Source organism: Pseudomonas sp. D5(2026) (assembly GCF_057766845.1).
Map to the genome: position 1 here is coordinate 4,509,512 of NZ_CM173421.1, position 22,488 is coordinate 4,531,999.

18 protein-coding genes, 1 tRNA gene and 1 pseudogene are annotated in these 22,488 nt (G+C 60.3%); 15 read left to right on the forward strand and 5 right to left on the reverse strand.

Annotation, left to right across the window (positions count from 1 at the left end):
* Window positions 1-5 precede the first annotated feature (5 nt).
* The 8 genes from AC3B5Q_RS20875 to AC3B5Q_RS20910 all read left to right on the forward strand — a co-directional run bounded on the left by AC3B5Q_RS20875 (window position 6) and on the right by AC3B5Q_RS20910 (window position 8,205).
* Window positions 6-698: a pseudouridine synthase gene (locus AC3B5Q_RS20875; protein WP_021785758.1), complete on the forward strand. Its 693-nt coding sequence runs from the start codon at window positions 6-8 to the stop codon at window positions 696-698.
* A gap of 344 nt (window positions 699-1,042) precedes the next feature.
* Window positions 1,043-1,930: a (R)-3-hydroxydecanoyl-ACP:CoA transacylase gene (gene phaG / locus AC3B5Q_RS20880; protein ID WP_003252003.1), complete on the forward strand. Its 888-nt coding sequence runs from the start codon at window positions 1,043-1,045 to the stop codon at window positions 1,928-1,930.
* A gap of 110 nt (window positions 1,931-2,040) precedes the next feature.
* A tRNA-Gly gene (locus AC3B5Q_RS20885) sits at window positions 2,041-2,114 on the forward strand.
* Between the two features lie 210 nt (window positions 2,115-2,324).
* Entirely contained in the window at window positions 2,325-4,031 is a 1,707-nt protein-coding gene (locus tag AC3B5Q_RS20890; protein WP_021785759.1) for a SulP family inorganic anion transporter, read from the forward strand.
* Between the two features lie 204 nt (window positions 4,032-4,235).
* The gene (locus AC3B5Q_RS20895; RefSeq protein WP_488392728.1) at window positions 4,236-5,255 is read left to right on the forward strand and encodes a DUF4917 family protein; all 1,020 of its coding nucleotides are present in this window, start codon (window positions 4,236-4,238) and stop codon (window positions 5,253-5,255) included.
* A gap of 972 nt (window positions 5,256-6,227) precedes the next feature.
* Window positions 6,228-6,578, forward strand: coding sequence for a hypothetical protein (locus AC3B5Q_RS20900; protein ID WP_135192771.1), 351 nt, complete (start codon window positions 6,228-6,230; stop codon window positions 6,576-6,578).
* A complete protein-coding gene (locus AC3B5Q_RS20905) occupies window positions 6,566-7,297 on the forward strand; it encodes a hypothetical protein (RefSeq protein WP_021785764.1) in 732 nt (243 codons plus the stop codon). The genes AC3B5Q_RS20900 and AC3B5Q_RS20905 overlap by 13 nt, the downstream gene beginning before the upstream one ends.
* A complete protein-coding gene (locus tag AC3B5Q_RS20910) occupies window positions 7,294-8,205 on the forward strand; it encodes an EamA family transporter (protein ID WP_021785765.1) in 912 nt (303 codons plus the stop codon). Before AC3B5Q_RS20905 ends, AC3B5Q_RS20910 begins: the two co-directional genes overlap by 4 nt.
* Window positions 8,206-8,261: 56 nt before the next feature.
* Here the strand turns inward: AC3B5Q_RS20910 and AC3B5Q_RS20915 are convergent, their stop codons facing one another.
* Together AC3B5Q_RS20915 and AC3B5Q_RS20920 are read right to left on the reverse strand one after the other, a co-directional pair.
* Window positions 8,262-9,476 carry a class I SAM-dependent methyltransferase gene (locus AC3B5Q_RS20915; RefSeq protein ID WP_021785766.1) on the reverse strand — a complete coding sequence of 405 codons (1,215 nt, stop codon included), beginning with the start codon at window positions 9,474-9,476 and terminating at the stop codon, window positions 8,262-8,264.
* Window positions 9,477-9,564: 88 nt separating this feature from the next.
* Window positions 9,565-10,182, reverse strand: a complete 618-nt coding sequence (locus AC3B5Q_RS20920; RefSeq protein ID WP_021785767.1) for a TPM domain-containing protein — start codon at window positions 10,180-10,182, stop codon at window positions 9,565-9,567.
* A 186-nt stretch (window positions 10,183-10,368) separates the two neighbouring features.
* Here AC3B5Q_RS20920 and bglX point away from each other — a divergent pair, with 186 nt between their 5' ends.
* The 6 genes and pseudogenes from bglX (at window position 10,369) to AC3B5Q_RS20950 (ending at window position 18,917) form a co-directional block, all read left to right on the forward strand.
* The gene (bglX, locus tag AC3B5Q_RS20925) at window positions 10,369-12,660 is read left to right on the forward strand and encodes a beta-glucosidase BglX (RefSeq protein ID WP_021785768.1); all 2,292 of its coding nucleotides are present in this window, start codon (window positions 10,369-10,371) and stop codon (window positions 12,658-12,660) included.
* Between the two features lie 129 nt (window positions 12,661-12,789).
* Entirely contained in the window at window positions 12,790-14,547 is a 1,758-nt protein-coding gene (mifS, locus tag AC3B5Q_RS20930) for a two-component system sensor histidine kinase MifS (protein ID WP_021785769.1), read from the forward strand.
* On the forward strand, window positions 14,541-15,875 hold the full coding sequence (gene mifR, locus AC3B5Q_RS20935) for a two-component system response regulator MifR (protein ID WP_103469436.1): 1,335 nt from the start codon (window positions 14,541-14,543) through the stop codon (window positions 15,873-15,875). Before mifS ends, mifR begins: the two co-directional genes overlap by 7 nt.
* A gap of 253 nt (window positions 15,876-16,128) precedes the next feature.
* A complete protein-coding gene (locus AC3B5Q_RS20940) occupies window positions 16,129-17,448 on the forward strand; it encodes an MFS transporter (protein WP_028697504.1) in 1,320 nt (439 codons plus the stop codon).
* A gap of 300 nt (window positions 17,449-17,748) precedes the next feature.
* A pseudogene (locus tag AC3B5Q_RS20945) lies at window positions 17,749-18,072 on the forward strand (heme utilization protein); the annotation flags it as partial.
* A 239-nt stretch (window positions 18,073-18,311) separates the two neighbouring features.
* Window positions 18,312-18,917 carry a flavin reductase family protein gene (locus AC3B5Q_RS20950; RefSeq protein ID WP_010952506.1) on the forward strand — a complete coding sequence of 202 codons (606 nt, stop codon included), beginning with the start codon at window positions 18,312-18,314 and terminating at the stop codon, window positions 18,915-18,917.
* On the opposite strand, the gene AC3B5Q_RS20955 is transcribed toward AC3B5Q_RS20950, so the two are convergent.
* Together AC3B5Q_RS20955 and AC3B5Q_RS20960 are read right to left on the reverse strand one after the other, a co-directional pair.
* A complete protein-coding gene (locus tag AC3B5Q_RS20955) occupies window positions 18,918-19,184 on the reverse strand; it encodes a hypothetical protein (RefSeq protein ID WP_014859143.1) in 267 nt (88 codons plus the stop codon).
* A 16-nt stretch (window positions 19,185-19,200) separates the two neighbouring features.
* Window positions 19,201-19,494 (reverse strand): putative quinol monooxygenase, encoded by a 294-nt coding sequence (locus AC3B5Q_RS20960; protein ID WP_021785773.1) that lies wholly within the window; start codon window positions 19,492-19,494, stop codon window positions 19,201-19,203.
* A gap of 202 nt (window positions 19,495-19,696) precedes the next feature.
* On the opposite strand from AC3B5Q_RS20960, the gene AC3B5Q_RS20965 reads away from it, so the two are divergent.
* Entirely contained in the window at window positions 19,697-20,617 is a 921-nt protein-coding gene (locus tag AC3B5Q_RS20965) for an AraC family transcriptional regulator (protein ID WP_021785774.1), read from the forward strand.
* Between the two features lie 123 nt (window positions 20,618-20,740).
* Here the strand turns inward: AC3B5Q_RS20965 and AC3B5Q_RS20970 are convergent, their stop codons facing one another.
* Window positions 20,741-22,378 carry a 5-guanidino-2-oxopentanoate decarboxylase gene (locus AC3B5Q_RS20970; protein ID WP_488392729.1) on the reverse strand — a complete coding sequence of 546 codons (1,638 nt, stop codon included), beginning with the start codon at window positions 22,376-22,378 and terminating at the stop codon, window positions 20,741-20,743.
* Window positions 22,379-22,488: the final 110 nt, after the last annotated feature.

Genomic DNA, 22,488 nt, shown 5'->3' on the forward strand with positions numbered 1-22,488 from the left:
TTACCATGCGCCTTGACCGTTTCCTCGCCAACCTGCCCAGCTACAACCGCCAGCAAGTTCGCCTGATGCTGGTGCAACGCCGCGTGCGGGTGGACGGCCAGATCGTCAGCGACCCGCTGACCGAAGTCCGTGAGTTCAGCCGCGTAGAGCTGGACGAGCAACTGCTGCAGGCCGGCCGCCCGGCCCGCTACCTGATGCTGTACAAGCCTACCGGCTGCGTAAGCGCCACCCACGATGCGCAACACCGTACCGTTCTCGACCTGCTGCCAACGGTGTTGCGAGATGACCTGCACATCGCCGGGCGCCTGGACTTCAACACCACCGGGCTGATGATCCTGACCAATGATGGCCAGTGGTCAAGGCGCCTGACCCAGCCTGCTACCAAGCTGCCCAAGCATTATCTGGTGGACACCGAGGACGAGATTGGCGAGCACTATGTGGCCAAGTTTCGCGAGGGTTTCTATTTCGCCTTCGAAAACCTGACCACCCAGCCTGCCCAGCTGGACATCCTCAGCCCCCGCCAGGCCCGGCTGTCGATCGTCGAGGGGCGTTATCACCAGGTCAAGCGCATGTTCGGGCATTTCAACAACAAGGTGGTGGGGCTGCATCGGGAAAGCATGGGGGCGATCCGGCTGGATCCGGGGTTGGCGCCGGGGGAGTATCGTGAACTGACGGCGCATGAGATAGCCACCGTCTAGGCCGCAACAGACAGCCCGGCTCGTCATACGACCGCTCAGCGACAAAAGTCACATTACTTACCGAACGGCACTTGCGCGATCCCCAACCCACTGCTTGAATCCAAATCGTCAGTCTGCATGTGACTACCAAGTCACACCCGCGGTCGATGACACTTTTTGCCGGCCACCCAAGGCCTAGATGCCTTGGGGCACGGCAAATTGCCCGCCAAAAACAATACCGTCGACGCAAGTGCCAAGGATCGACACAGGGCCCCCGGTTTTATCTTCAGGCAAATGCCTACCTGTCATAAAGCACGTGCACCCTAGGTGACGCGAATACCCTTTTTGCGCCAGGAGTCGATGACATGAGGCCAGAAATCGCTGTACTTGATATCCAAGGTCAGTATCGGGTTTACACGGAGTTCTATCGCGCGGATGCGGCCGAAAACACGATCATCCTGATCAACGGCTCGCTGGCCACCACGGCCTCGTTCGCCCAGACGGTACGTAACCTGCACCCACAGTTCAACGTGGTTCTGTTCGACCAGCCGTATTCAGGCAAGTCCAAGCCGCACAACCGTCAGGAACGGCTGATCAGCAAGGAGACCGAGGCGCATATCCTCCTTGAGCTGATCGAGCACTTCCAGGCAGACCACGTGATGTCTTTTTCGTGGGGTGGCGCAAGCACGCTGCTGGCGCTGGCGCACCAGCCGCGGTACGTGAAGAAGGCAGTGGTGAGTTCGTTCTCGCCAGTGATCAACGAGCCGATGCGCGACTATCTGGACCGTGGCTGCCAGTACCTGGCCGCCTGCGACCGTTATCAGGTCGGCAACCTGGTCAATGACACCATCGGCAAGCACTTGCCGTCGCTGTTCAAGCGCTTCAACTATCGCCATGTGAGCAGCCTGGACAGCCACGAGTACGCACAGATGCACTTCCACATCAACCAGGTGCTGGAGCACGACCTGGAACGTGCGCTGCAAGGCGCGCGCAATATCAACATTCCGGTACTGTTCATCAACGGCGAACGCGACGAATACACCACCGTCGAGGATGCGCGGCAGTTCAGCAAGCATGTGGGCAGAAGCCAGTTCAGCGTGATCCGCGACGCGGGCCACTTCCTGGACATGGAGAACAAGACCGCCTGCGAGAACACCCGCAGTGTCATGCTGGGGTTCCTCAAGCCAACCGTGCGTGAACCCCGCCAACGTTACCAACCTGTGCAACAGGGGCAGCATGCATTTGCCATCTGAGCGGCTCGGCGCCTTGTAGCAAATACCCGCAGGCCACAGGCGCCGACAAGCTTTTTTATAACTTGGGCTTCTAATTCGCTGAAGGTTCTGGTAAAAAGTCCAGCTCAGATGCGGGTATAGTTTAGTGGCAAAACGAAAGCTTCCCAAGCTTTAGTTGAGGGTTCGATTCCCTCTACCCGCTCCACATCGCATTCCCGCATGGCGTTCCAGCAACGTCATCGCAGTCAAAAGGAGCCTTGGCTCCTTTTTTCGTTTTTCCCCTTCCCGTGATCTGGCCCATGGCCATTTACCCGCCGATCCGCTTCAATGCGCATCGGGCCTCAGTGCGTGCAAGCGAAACGGCTTGTGGCGGATATGCTCAATGGATTCGTGAAACCATTCGAAAGGACAACGCATGTTTCTCTCCCACTGGCTACCGGGCCTTGCCAATCTGCTGCACTACCGCCGTGAATGGTTCCACGCCGACCTGCAAGCCGGCCTGTCGGTAGCCGCGATCCAGATTCCCATTGCCATTGCCTATGCGCAGATCGTCGGGCTGCCGCCGCAATATGGCCTGTACGCCTGTGTGCTACCGATGATGGTCTACGCGCTGATCGGTAGCTCGCGCCAGCTGATGGTCGGCCCCGACGCCGCCACCTGCGCGATGATCGCCGGTGCCGTGGCACCGCTGGCCATGGGCGACCCACAGCGCATCGCTGAACTGTCGGTGATCGTCACCGTGCTGGTCGGCGTGATGCTGATTGCCGCCGGCCTGGCGCGAGCCGGGTTCATCGCCAGCTTTTTCTCGCGGCCGATCTTGATCGGCTACCTCAACGGTATCGGCCTGAGCCTGATCGCCGGGCAGCTGTCCAAGGTGGTGGGCTTCAAGATCGAGGGCGACGGCTTCATCCTCAGCCTGATCAACTTCTTCCAGCGCCTGGGGGAAATTCACTGGGTCACATTGATCATCGGTCTGGTCGCCCTGGGCCTGCTCATCTGGCTGCCACGGCGCTACCCGCGCCTGCCCGCAGCCCTCACGGTAGTGGCGCTGTTCATGCTGCTGGTTGGCCTGTTCGGCCTCGACCGCTTCGGCGTTGCCGTCCTTGGGCCAGTACCTGCAGGCATCCCGCAACTGGCCTGGCCACACAGCAACCTGGCGGAAATGAAGAGCCTGCTGCGCGACGCCCTGGGTATCGCTACCGTCAGCTTCTGTAGCGCCATGCTTACCGCACGCAGCTTTGCCGCCCGGCATGGCTATGCGATCAACGCCAACCACGAATTCGTCGCGCTGGGCGTGAGCAACCTGGCGGCCGGGGTTTCCCAGGGCTTTGCCATCAGCGGCGCCGACTCACGCACTGCAGTCAACGACATGGTCGGAGGCAAAAGCCAGTTGGTGGGCATCATCGCTGCACTGGTGATCGCCCTGATCCTGCTGTTTTTCACCGCACCCATGGCGTGGATCCCGCAGGCTGCGCTGGGCGCAGTGTTGCTGATGGCTGGCTGGGGGCTGATCGACATCAAGTCGCTGGGGCACATCCGGCGTCTTAGCCGCTTCGAGTTCTGGCTGTGCCTGCTGACCACGGCGGGCGTACTGGGCCTGGGCGTGCTGCCCGGCATCGTGTTTGCCGTAACCCTGGCGATCCTGCGCCTGCTTTACAGCATCTACCAGCCCACCGATGCCGTACTGGGCTGGCTGCCGGGCACCGAAGGCCAGGTGGACATCCGCAAGTTCAAGGACGCCCGCACCGTGCCTGGCCTGGTGGTGTACCGCTTCGACGACGCCATCCTGTTCTTCAATGCCGACTACTTCAAGATGCGCCTGCTGGAAGCCGTGCAAAGCCAGGACCAGCCTAAAGCCGTGCTGTTCGATGCCGAAGCGGTCACCAGCATCGATGTCAGCGGCATCGCCGCCCTACGCGAAGTGCGTGACACCCTGGCGGCCCAAGGCATCTTCTTCGCCATCGCCCGCGCCCGCGGTACTTTCCTGCGCATGCTGGTGCGCTCGGGGATGGCGCGGGACATGGAAGACAAACTGCTATTCGGCTCGGTACGCGCGGGAATTCGCGCGTACCGCGTGTGGCGCAACCGAAACCGCAGTGTGCAAGTGACCGAACAGGGCTGAGCGGCTTTCGTCCTGTTCAACGTGCTGCGACTGTGCTGGCCCTTTCGCGGGTAAACCCGCTCCTACATGGACCTGTAGGAGCGGGTTTACCCGCGAAAGGGCCAGCACAGACAACACAAGACCATCGCCTTGACACCAACCCTCGCACACCTCGCACGACATGCTAAAGTCGCCCCCGTTCCCGCACCACCCAACGGACCCAGCATGCCCGTACTCGATGCCACCCTTACCCCCTGGCCAGAACTCGCCGCCCGCCACCCCTGCGACGCCCTGCTGCTGGGCAATGGCGCCAGCCGCGCAGTATGGAAGCCGTTCGGCTACTTCTCGCTGTTCGAGCAAGCGCAACGCGCAGGCCGCAAGAAAGGCCTGGCGGTCAGCGACCAGGCACTGTTCAAGTCCTTGGCCACGGAACTGTTCGAGCCGGTGCTCAGCGCCCTCAACACCACGGTGCGTACCAATGCCGCCCTGGCCATCAACTCCACCGCACCGCTGAACCGCTACTACTCGATCAAGGAAGCGTTGATCCACGCCGTGCGTACGGTGCATCTGCCCTGGCAACTGCTGCCGCCGGCCACCTTGGCAACCCTCAATCAGGCGCTGCGCAGCTATCGAAGCGTCTACACCAGCAACTACGACCTGCTGCTGCCATGGGCCGTGCAGCACGCCCCGAATGGCTTCGCCGAGCTGTTCGACGAACAGGGCTATTTCGACGTGCGACGCACCGGCAGCGAAGGTACCCGGGTGATGCACCTGCATGGCGGCCTGCACTTGCTCAAGCTGCCCGACGGCACCACCCGCCAGCGCAGCGCTGAAAGTGCCGAACTGCTCGATGGGTTTGCCGTGAACATCCCGGGTGAAGTACCGCTGTTCGTCAACGAAGACCGCAGCGACGAGAAACTGCGCGCCATCCGCAACTCGGACTATCTGAGCTGGTGCCTGGGGCAGCTGGCAGGGGAAAGCCAGGGGCTATGCCTGTTCGGGCAGCACCTGGACAGCAGTGACCGGCACCTGCTCGACGCTGTGCGCCAAGCACGTCCGCAACAGCTGTCCATTGCCATTCGGCCGCTGGGCGAGGCGTCGGTGATTAATCAGAAGCAGCATTTTGCAGATCGTTTCGGGGATTTGCCGGGGACGACGCTGCATTTCTTCGATGCCAGCACCCATCCGCTGGGGCAGGCAGCATTGGCTGTCGAAGTGCCGTCCAGCCTTGAACGAGGGGCTTGAGCAGAAGCTCAATAGGTTGAGTCACAAGCACCAAACACTCGCTCATACGCACTTGAGACATTTACAGCAACGCTCTGCGAGCCAGCTCCAAGGTGCCCTGAGCAAGCCAGTAGTTGCCTTAGGCTCTGTACGAAAAGCCTTTATACTTGTTCATCCTGCGTTGAAAACAGCCTTGGAATGCTCATGTACTCCAGTACACTCCGCTTCCTCGGTTGTTTTCGCCTTGCCTGACCTGCGCCCCAAGACTTTCGTACAGAGCCTAAGAGACCAGATGTCGCTTCGATGAGACGAGCGCTGGTCACAACACTGCAAACGCCTTTCAGCGCGCTCTTGATCGCTTCTTTCGCAGAGGTAGATTCGCGGATAAATACTAGCGCCAATCGAATTGGCTGTCCTAAACCGACCAGCGCAAACTACACCCGCCTTCGGCCAGATGTTCCAATATCGCATCGGTGCCTACTTTTTCGCTCAACTGATACTTGAGCGTTAACCCATATTCCATCGCTACTTCTCCTTCCCAGCATTTGGCGCAACTATCACCGCTTTGCTGCCCAAGCCGTTATCGACCACACGCCTTAACTGGCGCGCAAAATTGCCAGGACGCAGAGGGATGCAATCAGAATACCAACTTCCAAACTCCGAGCAAGACCAGAAATATCCTACAAGCCATTAGGATCGCTCCGTAGTACTTACTTTAAAATGCAACTGCACCTGCAAAAAATCTTGACCGCTCATACGTCTGATGATTCTATCAAGTGCGTCTTATATGTACCTCGCACCATCGCGCCGGGCCTTGACCTGATTCATCAACAGATAAAATAACAGGAAGTTACCCGATGAAATTTATAATTATAGGGTACGGAGCGACTGCAACCGCACTTCTCCCCATACTCTTCGATGAGTTTGGCGACCAGATATCTTCACTTACTGTCATTGACCCACACCCCCGCTGACTATCTCGGCGTTCTCTTGATGGGACATGAGAAGAATGCATATTGGTACGGCTCTGCCCTTAAAAACTGTGCAGCTCAAGCTTTGAATCCCCAAAGTTCTGCCACCACCTTACAAGTAGTTGCAGGTGTAATAGCTGGCATCAGATGGGCCTTAGAAAACCCAAGACATGGAATTGTGGAGGCGGAGGAAATCGATTTCCAGTTCATACTCGGCATTGCACAACCCTATTTGGGAGAGCTGGTCGGCGCATACACAAACTGGTCACCTGATTACAACGCAAAGGATAGCCTTTATCCCTCAACCTACCTCTCATGGCAGTTTGAGAAATTCCTTGAACACGTACAGGACGTACAAACATGGGCTATATAAAGACGGCAATCGGCCTGAAGTGCCATGACTGGTCATCAGTCGAACTATTGAAAGAACTTTCACCTGCTACCATTACCAAAAACAAGAAAGACATCAAGCGTCGCCAAGAAAATTTATGGCACGACATGAGTTCCGAGTTCGATTCGAAGCACTTTCTTCTCTATCTCCTGAAACGTAAAGACCTTAATCTAAGCGATGAATTCCTGGAGTTTACATGCCTTTGGCATCTCGACGAACAAAACCACTACAGAGGCCTGCGCAAGATAAACAGCGTTCTTTACGGACAAAGCGAAGAGCTCATCGAACGCCAGCTGAATGCCAGAGAGCCAGACTTTGGGGCCATTGAAAAATTTCTGACTGATGAATTCACCATTCTGCTCTCTATTGCATTCGATGAAATAACAAGCACAAGAGCCTACAAGCAAGACTTTGATTTTTTTGATAGCTTGGGACCTTCATGTCTGTCAACCTGGATACGTAACGCCGCTAGGGATGAAGCTGCACACTATGGAAACACAATAACAATCTTGAAGCTTCGCCACTCATCAAGATTAAAGGAGGCGCCAACTATACTGGACAACATTTTGGCACATGAAACCTCACAATCATTCACCTACAACAATACATTCCTTTTTGATCATAACACTGACGATTTTTCCCATGAACTATTACAACATAGCAAAAGCACGATCATCGGTGCCCTGGAGCGTCACCCATGACTTGGATATACTTATCTCTAATGGCACCATTACTATGGAGCCTATCCAACATACTAGACAAATTCGCCATTGAACATATAACATCAAATTATATACCCTTTATTTTTCTTCTCAGCATAGGTAATATATTTTTTGCCGCAGCCATACTTACTTTTCTTGATGTCTCTGAAATCGACCCCCTATTCGCCAGCCTTAATATACTTTCTGGGCTTGCTATATTCCTTCAGTATTTCGCATATAGCTACTCCCTGGAGGACATGGATGTTTCGGTAGTGATACCTATCCATCAGTCAGAGCCACTATTTGTTCTGGCGGCATCCATATTAATATTTCACGCTTTCCCCACGCACGAGCAGTTTTTAGGATTTTTCTTGATCACCGGGGGTATTTTATCGCTCTGCCTGTCAAAAAAAACAATTCTTGGGCTAGGAGAAAGAAGGCATGTTGCGATGGTATTTGTATCCGCATTTTTTGGCGCTATATCAACCATCATTTCCGACGAAATACTAAAAAGCAAAAACCTTGAGTTCGTTCTGCTTTTCAACTTTTCAGGGTATGCATTCGGTGGGCTTCTACTGCTGCTTAACCCTGCCTGGAGAAGGCTAATAATTCAGGACCTGAAAGTTCTTAACGCCAGGCAATTTAGCATTTTCGCCGCCACCAATCTATTCGATGTAGGAGGCTACGTATTTTTCATGGCCGCATTGGCAGTAGGCGGCGGCGCGGCCTTGGTCTCAGTCGTTGTTAGTATTCACCCTGTGTTTGTACTTATTTTTGGAATCATCGCCACCCGGTTCTTTCCGAACTTCATTAGCGAAGATATCGCACCCTCTGGCATCCTGAGGAAGTCCATCTCAATCCTGATCATCATATCAGGCATATCGATAGCGGCATTTAATGACATGTAAAAAGCATGAAACTGCAAGAGCCTGGGGGCGCGCCAACATTCACGCAAAGATGACCATCAAAGCAATCCATCCGCGCGCAACAATGTTTCCAGGCAATGCTCCTGCACCCCATAGAACGCCTTGAGCTGGGCAATTTTCTCCAGCAACGCCCCGTTATCCCCCGCCTGGCGCCGCTTCACCGCAAGAATCATCTTGTTCTTGTTGGTGTGCTCCAGCGAGATGAACTCGAACACCTTGGTTTCATAGCCACAGGCTTCCAGATACAGCGCGCGCAGGCTGTCGGTGAGCATTTCGGCCTGCTGGCCCAGGTGCAGGCCGTACTGCAGCATGGGTTGCAGCAACCCCGGGCTGTGCAGTTGCGGGCGGATCTGTTTGTGGCAGCACGGCGAGCACATGATGATTGCGGCGTTGCAGCGGATGCCGGTGTGGATGGCGTAGTCGGTGGCGATGTCACAGGCATGCAAGGCGATCATCACCTCGATGGCCTCAGGCACCACGCTGCGTACATCACCACACTGGAACTCCAGGCCCGGGTGGTCCAGGCGTGCGGCTGCGGTGTTGCACAGGTCGACCATGTCCTGGCGCAGTTCCACGCCAGTCACCTGTGCGTCGCGGCCCAGGCTGTTGCGCAGGTAATCGTGCATGGCAAAGGTCAGGTAGCCCTTGCCCGAACCGAAGTCGGCCACCCGCAGCGCCTGTTCCGCCGACACCGGTGCATTGGCGAGGGCGTGATCGAAGACCTCGATGAATTTGTTGATCTGCTTCCACTTGCGCGACATGGACGGGATCAGTGCGCCTTGTGCGTCGGTCACACCGAGGTCGCGCAGAAATGGCCGCGACAGTTCCAGATAACGCTTCTTCTCGCGGTCATGCCCGCTGCCCGCGTCGGCCACACGCGGCGCCTGGGCACCGTGGCGCTGGAGCATCGGTTTGCCCTTCTTGCTGAAGGTCAGCTGCACTTCGCCGTCAGCATCGAACAGGTGAGCATTGCGGAAGCTGTCCGGCAGCAACTCGGCAACCAGCACCTGGGCCTGGTCCAGCGGCAGGTTGCGGGTGATGTCGCGGGTCTGGTGGCGGTAGACCAGCGACAGGCACGGCTGGCCCTTGACCTGCAGCGGCTTGGCAATGATCCGTTGCAAGGTCTGGTCGGCACCGACATGGCGCGCCAGCACCAGCTTGACCAGGGTTTCGCCGTGCAGGGCGGCGTTCAGCAGGTCGAGAAACTGAGCGCGCGCATCCGGCGCGCAAGAGGCAGAAGTACTGGCGGACATGAAAAAGGGAGCCTTGGGTAGCGGAACGCCTATTCTAACGTGCCCCAAGCACCCTGTGGGAGCGCTCTCCAGAAACGCTGGTGCTCCTTCAGTCGAGAATCACCAAACGGTTGGGCAATTCGTTGCGGGCATGGGTTGGCGGCACGTGCTGGCTAAGCAGCTCGCCACACGCCTCGATGCACTCGACAAAGCCCTGGAACGTTCGCCCCTGGCGCACCTGCTCGGCAAAGCGGGCACCGATGGCCGCGCGGGCTTCGGCATCCAGGCAGTGTTCAATACCCCGATCGACCAGTATTTCCACATGCCGCTCCGCCTCGCTGACAAAAATCAGCACGCCCGTAGCGCCTGCTGTGCGCTGCAGGTTCTGCTCGCGAAACTGCTGGCGGGCCAGGCGCGAGGCGCGCCAGCGGCGCAAGGCACGGGGGATCAACCAATCGGCCAGGCGCGGGTTGCGCAGAAGCAGGCACAGGCCGACGAACAACAGCACGTTGCCCATCAGCACACCGCGCACGCTGGGCCAAGCCAGCAGCCAGTGCAACAGACCGGGTACGGCCAGCGCCAGCACGGCGGCCCAGAGCAACGGCCAATAGGCATAATCGTCTGCTCGGCGGGCCAGCACCGTCACCAGTTCGGCATCGGTACGCCGTTCGGCACGGGCAATGGCTTCGGCAATCTGCCGCTGATGGTATTCGTCGAAGGGGGTCATGCCGTCGGTCTCTTGAGCGTTCTTATAGTTGTTATCCCGGCATTCGGGGCTTCATCCGCAGGCGACATATTCAGGCATAATCCGCCGCTGGAAGAATTGCCCGCAAATCGTACAACAATAGCCGCCTGAAAACTTCGGTCGCGCACCTATCACCGTGGATACGGCAGCGGCCCCATAACGGAATTGATGATGAAACTGTCTTTGCTGGGCCTGGCCATGGGCCTTGCCAGTCAGGCGGCCCTCGCCGCCCCCTCCGCCCCGCCCCTGCAGGACAAGCAGGCATTCATCGAGCATCTGATCAGCCAGATGACCGAAGCCGAAAAAATCGGCCAGTTGCGCCTGATCAGCATCGGCCCGGAAATGCCCCGCGACAAGATCCGCGAGGAGATCGCCGCCGGCCGCATCGGCGGCACCTTCAACTCACGCACTGCCCCCGAAAACCGGCCAATGCAGGACGCGGCCATGCGCAGCCGCCTGAAGATCCCGATGTTCTTCGCCTACGATACCGTCCACGGCGAGCGCACCATCTTCCCGATCGGCCTGGGCATGGCCGCTACCTGGGACATGGAGGCCGTCGCCAAGGTCGGCCGCACCGCCGCGATCGAAGCCTCGGCCGACGCCCTGGACATGACGTTCGCGCCAATGGTGGATATCGCCCGTGACCCGCGCTGGGGCCGCACCAGTGAAGGTTTCGGCGAAGACACCTACCTGACCTCGAAAATCGGCCAGGTAATGGTGCGCTCGTTCCAGGGCAGCAGCCCGGCCAACCCCGACAGCATCATGGCCATCGTCAAGCATTTCGCCTTGTATGGCGCCGTGGAAGGCGGGCGCGACTACAACACGGTCGATATGAGCCTGCCGAAAATGTACAACGACTACCTGCCACCCTATCGCGCCGCGCTCGATGCAGGTGCCGGTGGCGTGATGGTCGCGCTGAACTCGATCAACGGCGTACCGGCCACCTCCAACACCTGGCTGATGAACGACCTGCTGCGCAAGGAGTGGGGCTTCAAGGGCGTGACCATCAGCGACCACGGTGCCATCCAGGAACTGATTCGCCACGGCGTCGCCCGTGATGGCCGTGAAGCCGCCAAGCTGGCGATCAAGGCCGGCATCGACATGAGCATGAACGATACCCTGTACGGCGAAGAGCTACCGGGCCTGCTGAAGTCCGGCGAGGTGACCCAGCGCGAACTGGACCAGGCGGTGCGTGAGGTGCTTGGCGCCAAGTACGACATGGGCCTGTTCAAAGACCCATACGTGCGTATCGGCAAGGCTGAAACCGACCTGAAAGACTACTACAGCAACGACCGCCTGCACCGCGAAGCTGCGCGTGACGTGGCACGCCGCAGCCTGGTGCTGCTGGAAAACCGCAACCAGACCCTGCCGCTGAAAAAGGCCGGCACCATTGCCGTGGTCGGCCCGCTGGCGGATGCCCCGATCGACATGATGGGCAGCTGGGCCGCCGACGGTAAACCCGTCCACTCGGTGACCGTGCGCGAAGGCTTGCGCCGCGCCGTGGAAGGCAAGGCCAAGCTGGTCTACGCCAAAGGCTCCAACGTCACGGGTGACAAGGCGATACTCGACTACCTGAACTTCCTCAACTTCGATGCCCCGGAAATCGTCGACGACCCACGCCCGCCTGCCGTGCTGATCGATGAAGCAGTCAAGGCGGCGAAGCAATCCGACGTCGTGGTCGCCGTGGTCGGCGAGTCCCGCGGCATGTCCCACGAGTCGTCAAGCCGTACCACCCTGGAGATCCCGGCCAGCCAGCGCGAGCTGATCAAGGCGCTCAAGGCCACCGGCAAACCGCTGGTGCTGGTGTTGATGAACGGCCGGCCGCTGTCGATCAGCTGGGAGCGCGAGCAGGCCGACGCCATCCTGGAAACATGGTTCGCCGGCACCGAAGGCGGCAATGCCATCGCCGACGTGCTGTTTGGCGACTACAACCCCTCCGGCAAGCTGGCCATTACCTTCCCACGGTCTGTGGGCCAGATCCCGATGTACTACAACCACACCCGCATCGGCCGGCCGTTCACGCCGGGCAAGCCGGGCAACTACACCTCGCAATACTTCGAAGAACCCAACGGGCCGCTTTACCCGTTCGGCTATGGCTTGAGCTACAGCAGCTTCGAGCTGTCGGGCCTGAACCTGTCGGGCAAGGATCTCAAGCGCGGCGATACGCTGGAAGCCAAGGTAACGGTCAAGAACACCGGCAAGGTTGCAGGCGAGACGGTGGTGCAGTTGTACCTGCAGGATGTGTCGGCGTCGATGAGCCGCCCGGTGAAAGAGCTGAAAAACTTCCAGAAGCTGATGCTTGAACCGGGCGAAACCCGCACGTTGACCTTCCGCATCAGCGAGGACGACCTGAAGTTCTACAATGGCCAGTTGCAGCGGGTTGCCGAACCAGGGGAGTTCAATGTCCAGGTAGGTCTGGATTCCCAGGCGGTGCAGCAGCAGAGCTTTGAATTGCTTTGACTGAAAAAGGCCGCCTGTTCCGGCCTCTTCGCGGGTAAACCCGCGCCTACAGGTGCTGCAGAGTACCTGTAGGAGCGGTTTACCCGCGAAGAGGCCGGCCCCGATACCCCAACACCGGATCCGCCCCCAATGCCCTTTTCCTTTCGCGCCCTGCGTCTGGGGCTGATCACCCTGCTGATCGTGCTGGGTACCGCACTCAGCGCCGGCTGGGCCATGCACCAGGCCAAGCGCCAGGCCATGGAAGACGACGCCAAGCGTGCCAGCCAGCAACTGGGCCTGTACGCCAACGCACTGCACACCCTGATCGACCGCTACCGTGCCCTCCCCGCCGTGCTGGCGCTCGACCCGGAACTGATCGCAGCCTTGCGCGGCCCGGTCGACGAAGGCGTTCAGAACGCCCTGAACCACAAGCTCGAACGTATCAATGGCGCCGCCAATTCCTCCACCCTCGAACTGCTCGACCGCACCGGCCTGGCCATTGCCGCCAGCAATTGGCGGCTGCCCAGCAGCTACGTCGGCTCCAACTACGGTTTCCGTCCCTACTTCAAGCAAACCCGCAGCCAGGGCAGTGGCCGCTTCTATGCCGTGGGCGTGACCAGTGGCGTGCCGGGCTACTTCCTCGCCAGCGCGGTGAACGACGAGCACGGCCGATTCCTTGGTGCCATGGTGGTGAAGCTGGAATTCCCAGAGCTGGAACGCGAATGGCGACAGGGCAACGATATCCTGCTGGTCAGCGACGCCCGCGGCATTACGTTCATCGCAAACCAGGATGGCTGGCGCTACCGCGAGCTTCAGCCGCTCAGTGGCGCCGACCGAGCCGAGCTGGCCGAAACCCGTCAGTACGACAAGCAACCGCTGGTGCCGCTACAGCATCAGGTACTGACGCGGTTTGCCCCCTACAGCACCCTTAGCCGCGTGCAAGGCCCCGAGGGTAGCACCGAGTACTTGTGGGAAAGCCTGCCGCTGGAAGGCGAAAACTGGACCTTGCACCTGCTGCGCAAACCGCAGGTCGCTGCAGACGGCCGTAATGCAGCCCTTGGCGCCGCCGCCGTCTGGCTGAGCCTGGTGTTCGCCGCCCTTTTCGTCAGTCAACGCCTGCGCCTGGCACGCCTGCGCCAGCGCAGCCGGCAAGAACTCAAACGCCAGGTCGAGGAGCGCACCCGCGAGCTGCGCACTGCCCAGGAAGGCCTGGTGCAATCAGCCAAACTGGCCGCACTCGGGCAAATGTCAGCGGCCATGGCCCATGAAATCAACCAGCCGCTGACCACCCAACGTATGCAACTGGAAACCCTGCGCCTGCTGCTTGACCATGGTCGCCATGACGAAGCGCGGCAAGCGCTGGAGCCGCTGGAACAGATGCTCACGCGCATGGCAGCACTTACCAGCCACCTGAAAACCTTTGCCCGCAACAGTCCGATGGGCCTGCGCGAACGCCTTGACCTGGCAACCGTGGTCGACCAGGCCTTGCACCTGCTGGAAGCGCGCATTCGCAGCGAGGAAGTGGAGGTGGCTCTGTACCTGGCACGCCCGGCCTGGGTACGCGGCGATGCCATCCGCCTGGAGCAGGTGCTGATAAACCTCCTGCACAACGCACTCGACGCCATGATCGACAAGCGTTACAAACGCCTGGAGATCCGCATCGAACCCGACGGGGAGCTATGGCGCCTGAGTGTGCTCGACTCGGGTGGCGGCATTGCCGAAGCCGACCTGGCCAAGGTCTTCGACCCGTTCTTCACCACCAAACCGGTGGGGGAAGGGCTAGGGCTGGGCCTGGCCATCTCTTACGGCATCGTCCATGAGGCCGGCGGCCAGTTGCGGGCCGAAAACCTGCCTGGCGGCGCGCGCCTGAGCCTTACCCTGCCCCGTGACCTGGAGCCTGTATGTTGAATTCGGTGATCGTCGTCGATGATGAAGCCAGTATCCGCACTGCTGTAGAGCAATGGCTGAGCCTGTCCGGCTTCAGCGTGCAGTTGTTCGCTCGCGCCGAAGAGTGCCTGGCGCACCTGCCGCAGCACTTCCCTGGGGTGATCATCAGCGATGTACGCATGCCGGGTATGGATGGCCTGCAATTGCTCGAACGCCTGCAAGCGAACGACCCCGACCTGCCCGTGATTTTGCTGACCGGTCACGGTGATGTACCGATGGCGGTAGAAGCCATGCGCAGCGGGGCCTATGACTTCCTGGAAAAACCCTTCACGCCGCAAGACTTGCTGGGCAGCCTGCGTCGCGCCCTGGAAAAGCGCCAGCTGGTGCTGGAGAACCGCCGGCTCCACGAGCAGGCCGACCTCAAGTCACGCCTGGAAGTCACGCTGCTGGGCATGTCCCAGGGCCTGCAACAGCTGCGCCGGCAAGTCCTGGACCTGGCCAGCCTGCCGGTAAACGTGCTGATCCGCGGTGAAACCGGCAGTGGCAAGGAGCGGGTGGCCCGCTGTCTGCACGACTTTGGCCCCCGTGCCGCCAAGCCCTTTGTAGCCCTTAACTGCGCGGCCATCCCCGAGTCGTTGTTCGAGGCCGAACTGTTCGGCCATGAGAGCGGCGCCTTCACGGGCGCCCAGGGTAAACGGATCGGCAAGCTGGAGTATGCCAACGGTGGCACCGTGTTCCTCGACGAAATCGAGAGCATGCCACTGGCCCAACAGGCCAAGCTGTTGCGGGTGATTCAGGAGCAGAAGTTGGAGCGCCTGGGGGCCAACCAGAGCATCAGCGTCGACCTGCGCATCATTGCTGCGACCAAGCCCGACCTGCTCGAGGAGGCGCGTGCCGGGCGCTTCCGAGAAGACCTGGCCTACCGCCTGAACGTCGCCGAATTGCGCCTGGCACCGCTGCGCGAGCGGCGAGAGGACATTCCGCTGCTGTTCGAACACTTTGCCCGCGCTGCCGGTGAAAAGCTTGGTCGCGCGGCCCCTCCGCTATCGGGTGCACAGCTGGCGCAGCTGCTGTCACATGACTGGCCTGGCAACGTGCGTGAGCTGGCCAATGCGGCGGAGCGGCATGCGCTGGGGCTGGGTTCGCCAAACATCGAGGTGGCACCTGCCGGGCAGTCGCTGGGCGAGCAGATGGAAGCATTCGAGGCGCAATGCCTGCGTGCGGCCTTGCGTCAGCATGGGGGCGAGATCAAGTCGGTGATGGAGGCTTTGCAACTGCCGCGGCGCACGCTTAACGAGAAGATGCAACGGCATGGGCTGGTGCGCGAGGATTTTATTGGGCAGGCATAAGCGGAAATCCGCTCATGACCAGGACCGGGTAGGCGAAAAACCGCTCATCTCGTCGAGATTTCAGACTGCTTTGCAGCCCTTCGCGGTCAGGCCCGCACCTGCAAAGGGCGGCGCAACCCCCACTACTGTGCCGGCTTGGGATATTTGACGCCCTCAAATGAATCAGCCTGCACCCATTTGGCACACCTTCTGCAATTGCCTTGGCAAGCTGCGCCACGGCGCGCTCCACAAAAACAACGAGAAGGTATCCCTGATGGATAACGCCACCTCCCTGCCCGCCGGGGCGGCCACCGCGCCTGCCGCAGAAAAAACCACCGCCAGCCGCTTGAAGTCGATTTTCAGCGGGTCCATCGGCAACATGGTCGAATGGTACGACTGGTACGTCTACGCCGCATTCTCGCTGTACTTCGCCAAGGCTTTCTTCCCGGCCGGCGACTCCACCGCACAACTGCTCAATACCGCCGCGATCTTCGCCGTGGGCTTCCTCATGCGCCCGATCGGTGGCTGGCTGATGGGCCTGTACGCCGACCGCAAGGGCCGCAAGGCCGCGCTGATGGCGTCGGTACTGCTCATGTGCGCGGGCTCGCTGGTCATCGCCCTGACCCCCGGTTATGAAACCATCGGCGTCGCCGCGCCAGTCCTGCTGGTCATCGCACGCCTGCTGCAAGGCCTGTCGGTGGGTGGTGAATACGGCACCTCGGCCACCTACCTCAGCGAAATGGCCAGCAAGGAGCGCCGTGGTTTCTTCTCCAGCTTCCAGTACGTGACCCTGATCTCCGGCCAGCTCATCGCCCTGGCGGTGCTGATCGTCCTGCAACAGACCCTGACCACCGAGCAATTGTACGCCTGGGGCTGGCGCGTGCCGTTCGTGATCGGTGCGCTGTGCGCCGTGGTGGCCCTGTACCTGCGTCGCGGCATGGAAGAAACCGCCTCGTTCACCAAGAAGGAAAAGGCCAAGGAAAGCCTGATGCGCACGCTGCTGCGTCACCCCAAGGAGCTGATGACCGTCGTCGGTCTGACCATGGGCGGTACCCTGGCCTTCTACACCTACACCACCTACATGCAGAAGTACCTGGTCAACTCCGTAGGTATGAGCATCAGTGACTCGACCACCATCTCGGCCGCCACGCTGTTCCTGTTCATGTGCCTGCAGCCGGTGATCGGTGGTCTGTCCGACAAGATCGGCCGCCGTCCGATCCTGATCGCCTTCGGTGTGCTCGGCACCCTGTTCACCGTCCCAATCCTCAGCACCCTGCACACCATCCAGAGCTGGTGGGGGGCGTTCTTCCTGATCATGGCAGCGCTGATCATCGTAAGCGGCTATACCTCGATCAACGCCGTGGTCAAAGCCGAGCTGTTCCCTACCGAGATTCGCGCCCTGGGCGTGGGCCTGCCGTATGCCCTGACCGTGTCGATCTTCGGTGGCACCGCCGAATACGTGGCCCTGTGGTTCAAGAGCGCTGGGATGGAGAGCGGCTTTTACTGGTACGTCACCGCCTGTATCGCCTGCTCGCTGCTGGTTTACGCGACCATGAAGGACACCAAGCAGCACTCGCGGATTACCACTGAGTAACGCTGGCCTGGCAATACTGAAAGGGGCGCTCCATTGCATGGAGCGCCCCTTTTCTATTCAGACCTTTCCTTCTTAACGCCCTATTAATTCCACCTTATCAAGCTGCAATGGCTGGCAGAACGTTGGCGCCCGCGCGAACGCTCCCAAGCCAGGCTTGAGGCCTGAAGCACGACATACTCGGCTAAAAACATCGAACAAATAGATTATTAAGCGCTGTTTTTTGCGCTTTTTAATCAAATTATTCGGCGTAGGATTAAACCCATAGAAACAAACAACTCACAAACCCCTGGAGCAACGACCATGAAAAATAAACTGATCCTGACCCTGGCCCTCTCGGTTTTCGCAGCTGGCGCCTTCGCCGAAGATGGCTTCGACCGGACCGACGCTCACACCTTTGCCGCGGCTCAAACCCAGCCCGCCAGCTACGCTGAAGACGGCTTCGATCGCACCAACGGCCAACGCTTCGCCGAAGACGGCTTCGATCGCACCAACGGCCAGCGCTTCGCCGAAGACGGCTTCGATCGCACCAACGGCCAACGCTTCGCCGAAGACGGCTTCGATCGCACCAACGGCCAACGCTTCGCCGAAGACGGCTTCGATCGCACCAACGGCCAGCGCTTCGCCGAAGACGGCTTCGATCGCACCAACGGCCAACGCTTCGCCGAAGACGGTTTCGACCGCACCGGCGGCCAGCACTTTGCCGAAGATGGCTTCAACCGCACCAACGCGCACCGCATCAGCTGATACCTGATTGCGAGCACCCAGCCCGGCTTCGGCCGGGCTTGATCATTTGCAGGCGAGCTCAGGCTTGGCACACTAGGCACCTTGTCCACCAGGAGGTAGGGCCAACAAGCCCAGCACAGATGTATTACTACGAACCCGCCAAAGGCCACGGCCTGCCGCACGACCCGTTCAATGCCATCGTCGGTCCCCGCCCTATCGGCTGGATCTCCTCTCAGGACCGCGAAGGCCGCCTGAACCTGGCGCCTTACAGCTTCTTCAATGCGTTCAACTACATCCCGCCGATCATCGGTTTCTGCAGCGTCGGGCGCAAAGACAGCCTGAACAACATCGAGCAGACCGGTGAGTTCGTCTGGAACCTGGCCACCCGCCCTCTGGCCGAGCAAATGAACCTGAGCTGCGCACCGGTTGCTGCCGAAGTAAACGAATTCGAATTGAGCGGCCTCACTGCCGCACCCTCGAGCATCGTCAAGGTGCCGCGCGTGGGTGAAACGCCGGTAGCCTTCGAGTGCAAGGTCAGCCAGATCGTCCAGCTCAAGCGGGCCGACCAGGAACAGGTGCCCAGCTGGCTGATCCTTGGGGAAGTGGTGGCGGTGCACATTGCCGAGCACCTGCTGAACAACGGCATCTACGATACCGCTGCCGCCGAGCCTATCCTGCGGGGGGGTGGCCCGGCGGACTATTTCGAGCTGGGCAACCTGTTCAAGATGGCCCGGCCGCCGGCCTGATCACCAGACCAGCTCACCCTCTTCGCTGACGCCCTGCAGGCGTTGCAGCTCAGCGGTGGCCGCTTCGTCGGCGGCCACGGCGCCCTTGAACACCTGCCCGTCGAGAACCTTGTGAAAGCGCGGCGCGCCGCCCATGCCCAAGGCTTTGACCGCGATGGCGGCGTTGTAGCCGCCACCTTCCACCGGCACCATCGCCGATACCGCTTCGAAATGAGTGAATTCCCTACGTGCCATATTGCTGTCCGCGTGATTGAACAAAGGCGTCACTTTACCTCATCAACACTCAATCGAAGGTATGCAAGTCCAGGCTGCTGACCACCTGGGCCTGCACCAGCTCACCAAACACCTCCAGTGTCGGCGAAGCAAAGTAACCACTCATCGCCTGCTGGTCCTGCCAGCTTCCGCTGAGCAACCACAGGTCAGCATCAGCCTGCGAACGCTGCACGGTAAAACTCAGGCAACCCGGTGTACGCAGCGAAGGCTCAAGCATGTCACGCAGGCGCGCGCCCAGCTCTGCCGAGCGCCCGCTGCTGGCACGGATGAAAGCAAGGTGGGTGACCGGTTGTTTAAGGGTCATTGCACAATCTCCTTGAAGCAGGCGGACGGAAAAGCCAGGCTGCCAAGGTTAGGCGCTCACCCGCGCGGCGCGTTAGGCCATTACTGCACGCCGATTGCCTGATCCTGCAGCGCGGCAGGATCAGGCAATCGGCGTGCAGCTTTCGACTAGCGCCCGTCTTTGCCCAAACCTATGCTGCGTCGGTCAGCAGAGGAAAGCCATCATGACCACCGCCACGTCCACCGAACCGACCCTGGAACTGCAGCGCCTGGAGCTGGCCGAGCTGATCAACCGCCACGCGGGCGAGCCCTATGGCCCAGCATCGGCCATCGATGACCTGTACCTGGTGCGTCACACCGAAAATGTGCGTTCTGTACCCACCCTGGCGCAGCCTGCCCTGTGCATCCTTGCCCAGGGCAGCAAAAGCCTGTTCCTGGGTGACGAGCAGTACGCCTACGACCCACTGCATTACATGGTCGTTTCGGTAACCTTGCCACTCAGTGCCGTGAGGCTGGATGCCAGCCCCGAGAACCCAAGCCTGGGCCTGCGCATGGACCTGGACCCGGCCGAGATCAGCCAGCTGATCGCCGAGAGCGGGCCGATGCTGGTACCCAATCGACCTTCCGGCCGTGGTTTGTATGTGGAAAGGACAGATGCCGCATTACTCGATGCCCTGCTGCGGCTACTGCGCCTGCTGGACACCCCCCGCGACATCGCAATGCTGGCGCCGCTGTTCCGCCGCGAGATTCTCTACCGCCTGCTGCGTGGTCCGCAGGGTTACCGGCTGTATGAAATTGCCTTGGCCAACAGCCAGACCCACCGGGTGTGCCAGGCCATCACCTGGCTCAACAACAACTACCAACAGCCGCTGCGGATCGAGGACCTGGCCCGTGAAGTCAACCTCAGTACCTCGACCTTGCACCACCGCTTCAAGGCCGTGACCTCGATGAGCCCGCTTCAGTACCAGAAGCAACTGCGCCTGCAAGAGGCGCGGCGGCTGATGTTGAACGACGGGCTGGAGGCGGCGGTGGCGGCTTATCGGGTGGGTTATGAAAGCCCGTCGCAATTCAGCCGTGAATACAGCCGGCTTTACGGCGCGCCGCCAATTCGCGATGTGGCTCGGTTGCGGGCTACTGCGGTCTGAAGCTCGACATTCGCCTGCAGCGGCGCTTTCGCGGGTAAACCCGCTCCTACAGGTTTTTGCACAGATGCGAAAATTGCGCGCTGCCTGCAGGCGCGAGAGGCCGATACAGGCAATCGCAATGCTTCACCCCAACACCGCGGCCTGCCACTGATTCTGGTCCACCTGAATCAAGGTCGGCCCCTTGCGCTCCGCCGCTTGCCCGAGCACGGCCTGCAATTGGGCGATATCGGCCACGTTCTCTGCTGCCGCGCCCAACGCCCGCGCCACGCCGATGAAATCCGGGGTATGGATATCCACCCCGACCGGCTCGATCGCCCGATTGACCATGTATTTCTTGATTTCCTCGTACCCCTGGTTATTCCACAGCAGTACGATCAGCGGTACCTGCGCCTCCACTGCACTGGCAAGTTCCGGCAGGGTGAACTGCAAACCACCATCACCAATCAGGCACACCGCCGGGGCGCGTTCGACGGCCTGCTCGGCACTGCCCAACCAGGCGCCCATGGCTGCTGGTAACGCGTAACCCAAGGTACCGTAGCCGGTCGAGGCGTTGAACCAGCGGCGTGGCTGCTCCATGTCGAGTGTCAGGTTGCCGGTGTACACAGGCTGGGTCGAATCGCCCACCAGAATGGCATCAGGCAGGCGCTCCAGTATGGCGCTCAGCAAGCGCGTCTGGCTCAGGGTGGGCTGGTCCCAGTCTGCCGCCAGGACCTTGCGCAGATTGGCCACGCGGGCCACGCCCCAAGTGCTTTCGTACACTGGCTGCGGCTGGGCTTGCAGGGCGCCGATCAGCGCTTCGGCTGCCAGCTCGGCATCGGCTACCAGCGCCAGCTCCGGCAGATAATTGCGCACGGTCTGGTCCGGGTCGATGTCAATACGCAACAGCCTGCCCGGGATCTCGAAACCACCCTTGAAGGTCACGTCATAATCGGTTTCGGCCAGTTCGGTGCCGATCGCCAGCACCACGTCGGCCTCGGCAATCAGCGCCCGTGTGGCGGGTAACGACTGGGTCGAGCCGATCTGCAATGGGTGGCTGGCAGGCAGCAAGCCTTTGGCATTGATGGTCAGCGCCACCGGGGCCTGAAGGTGTTCGGCCAGGCGCGCCAGCGCAGCGCCCGCAGCCAACGCCCCGCCACCGGCCAGAATCAGCGGCCGACGTGCACTGGCCAGTCGCTCAGCCATCTGCGCCACGGCCTGCGGTGCAGCCCCTGCCCGACTACCACGTACGGGGCGGCCCGGCAGCAGGAAGTCGGCCGGCTCAACCAGCACATCGAGCGGGATTTCGATATGCACCGGGCGTGGCCGGGCACTGTCGAACACGGCAAATGCCCGGGCCAGCACCTGCGGCAAGTCGGCTGCACTCATCAAGGTGTGGGAAAACGCCGCCACACCCGATACCAGCGCGGCCTGGTTGGGCAGCTCGTGCAGCTTGCCACGGCCACCGCCCAGCTGGTCACGGGGCTGCACGCTGGAAATCACCAGCATCGGGATCGAGTCGGCATAGGCCTGGCCCATGGCAGTGGTGATATTGGTCATGCCCGGGCCGGTAATAATGAAGCACACCCCGGGTTTGCCGCGGGTGCGCGCATAGCCGTCAGCCATGAACCCGGCACCTTGCTCATGACGTGGGGTGATGTGGCGAATGGAAGAGCCCGCAAGGCCACGATAGAGCTCCACGGTATGTACACCGGGAATGCCGAAGACATGATCGACGCCATAGCCTTCAAGGAGTTTGACCAGTACTTCGCCGCAGGTTGCCATCAGGGATCACCATGAATCTTGTTGGGGTATGCCCTTATTGGACCCAAGCCACGGCTATCGCCACAATGTAAAAAAACACATACTAGCCATGTCCTGTGATCATGGCTTAC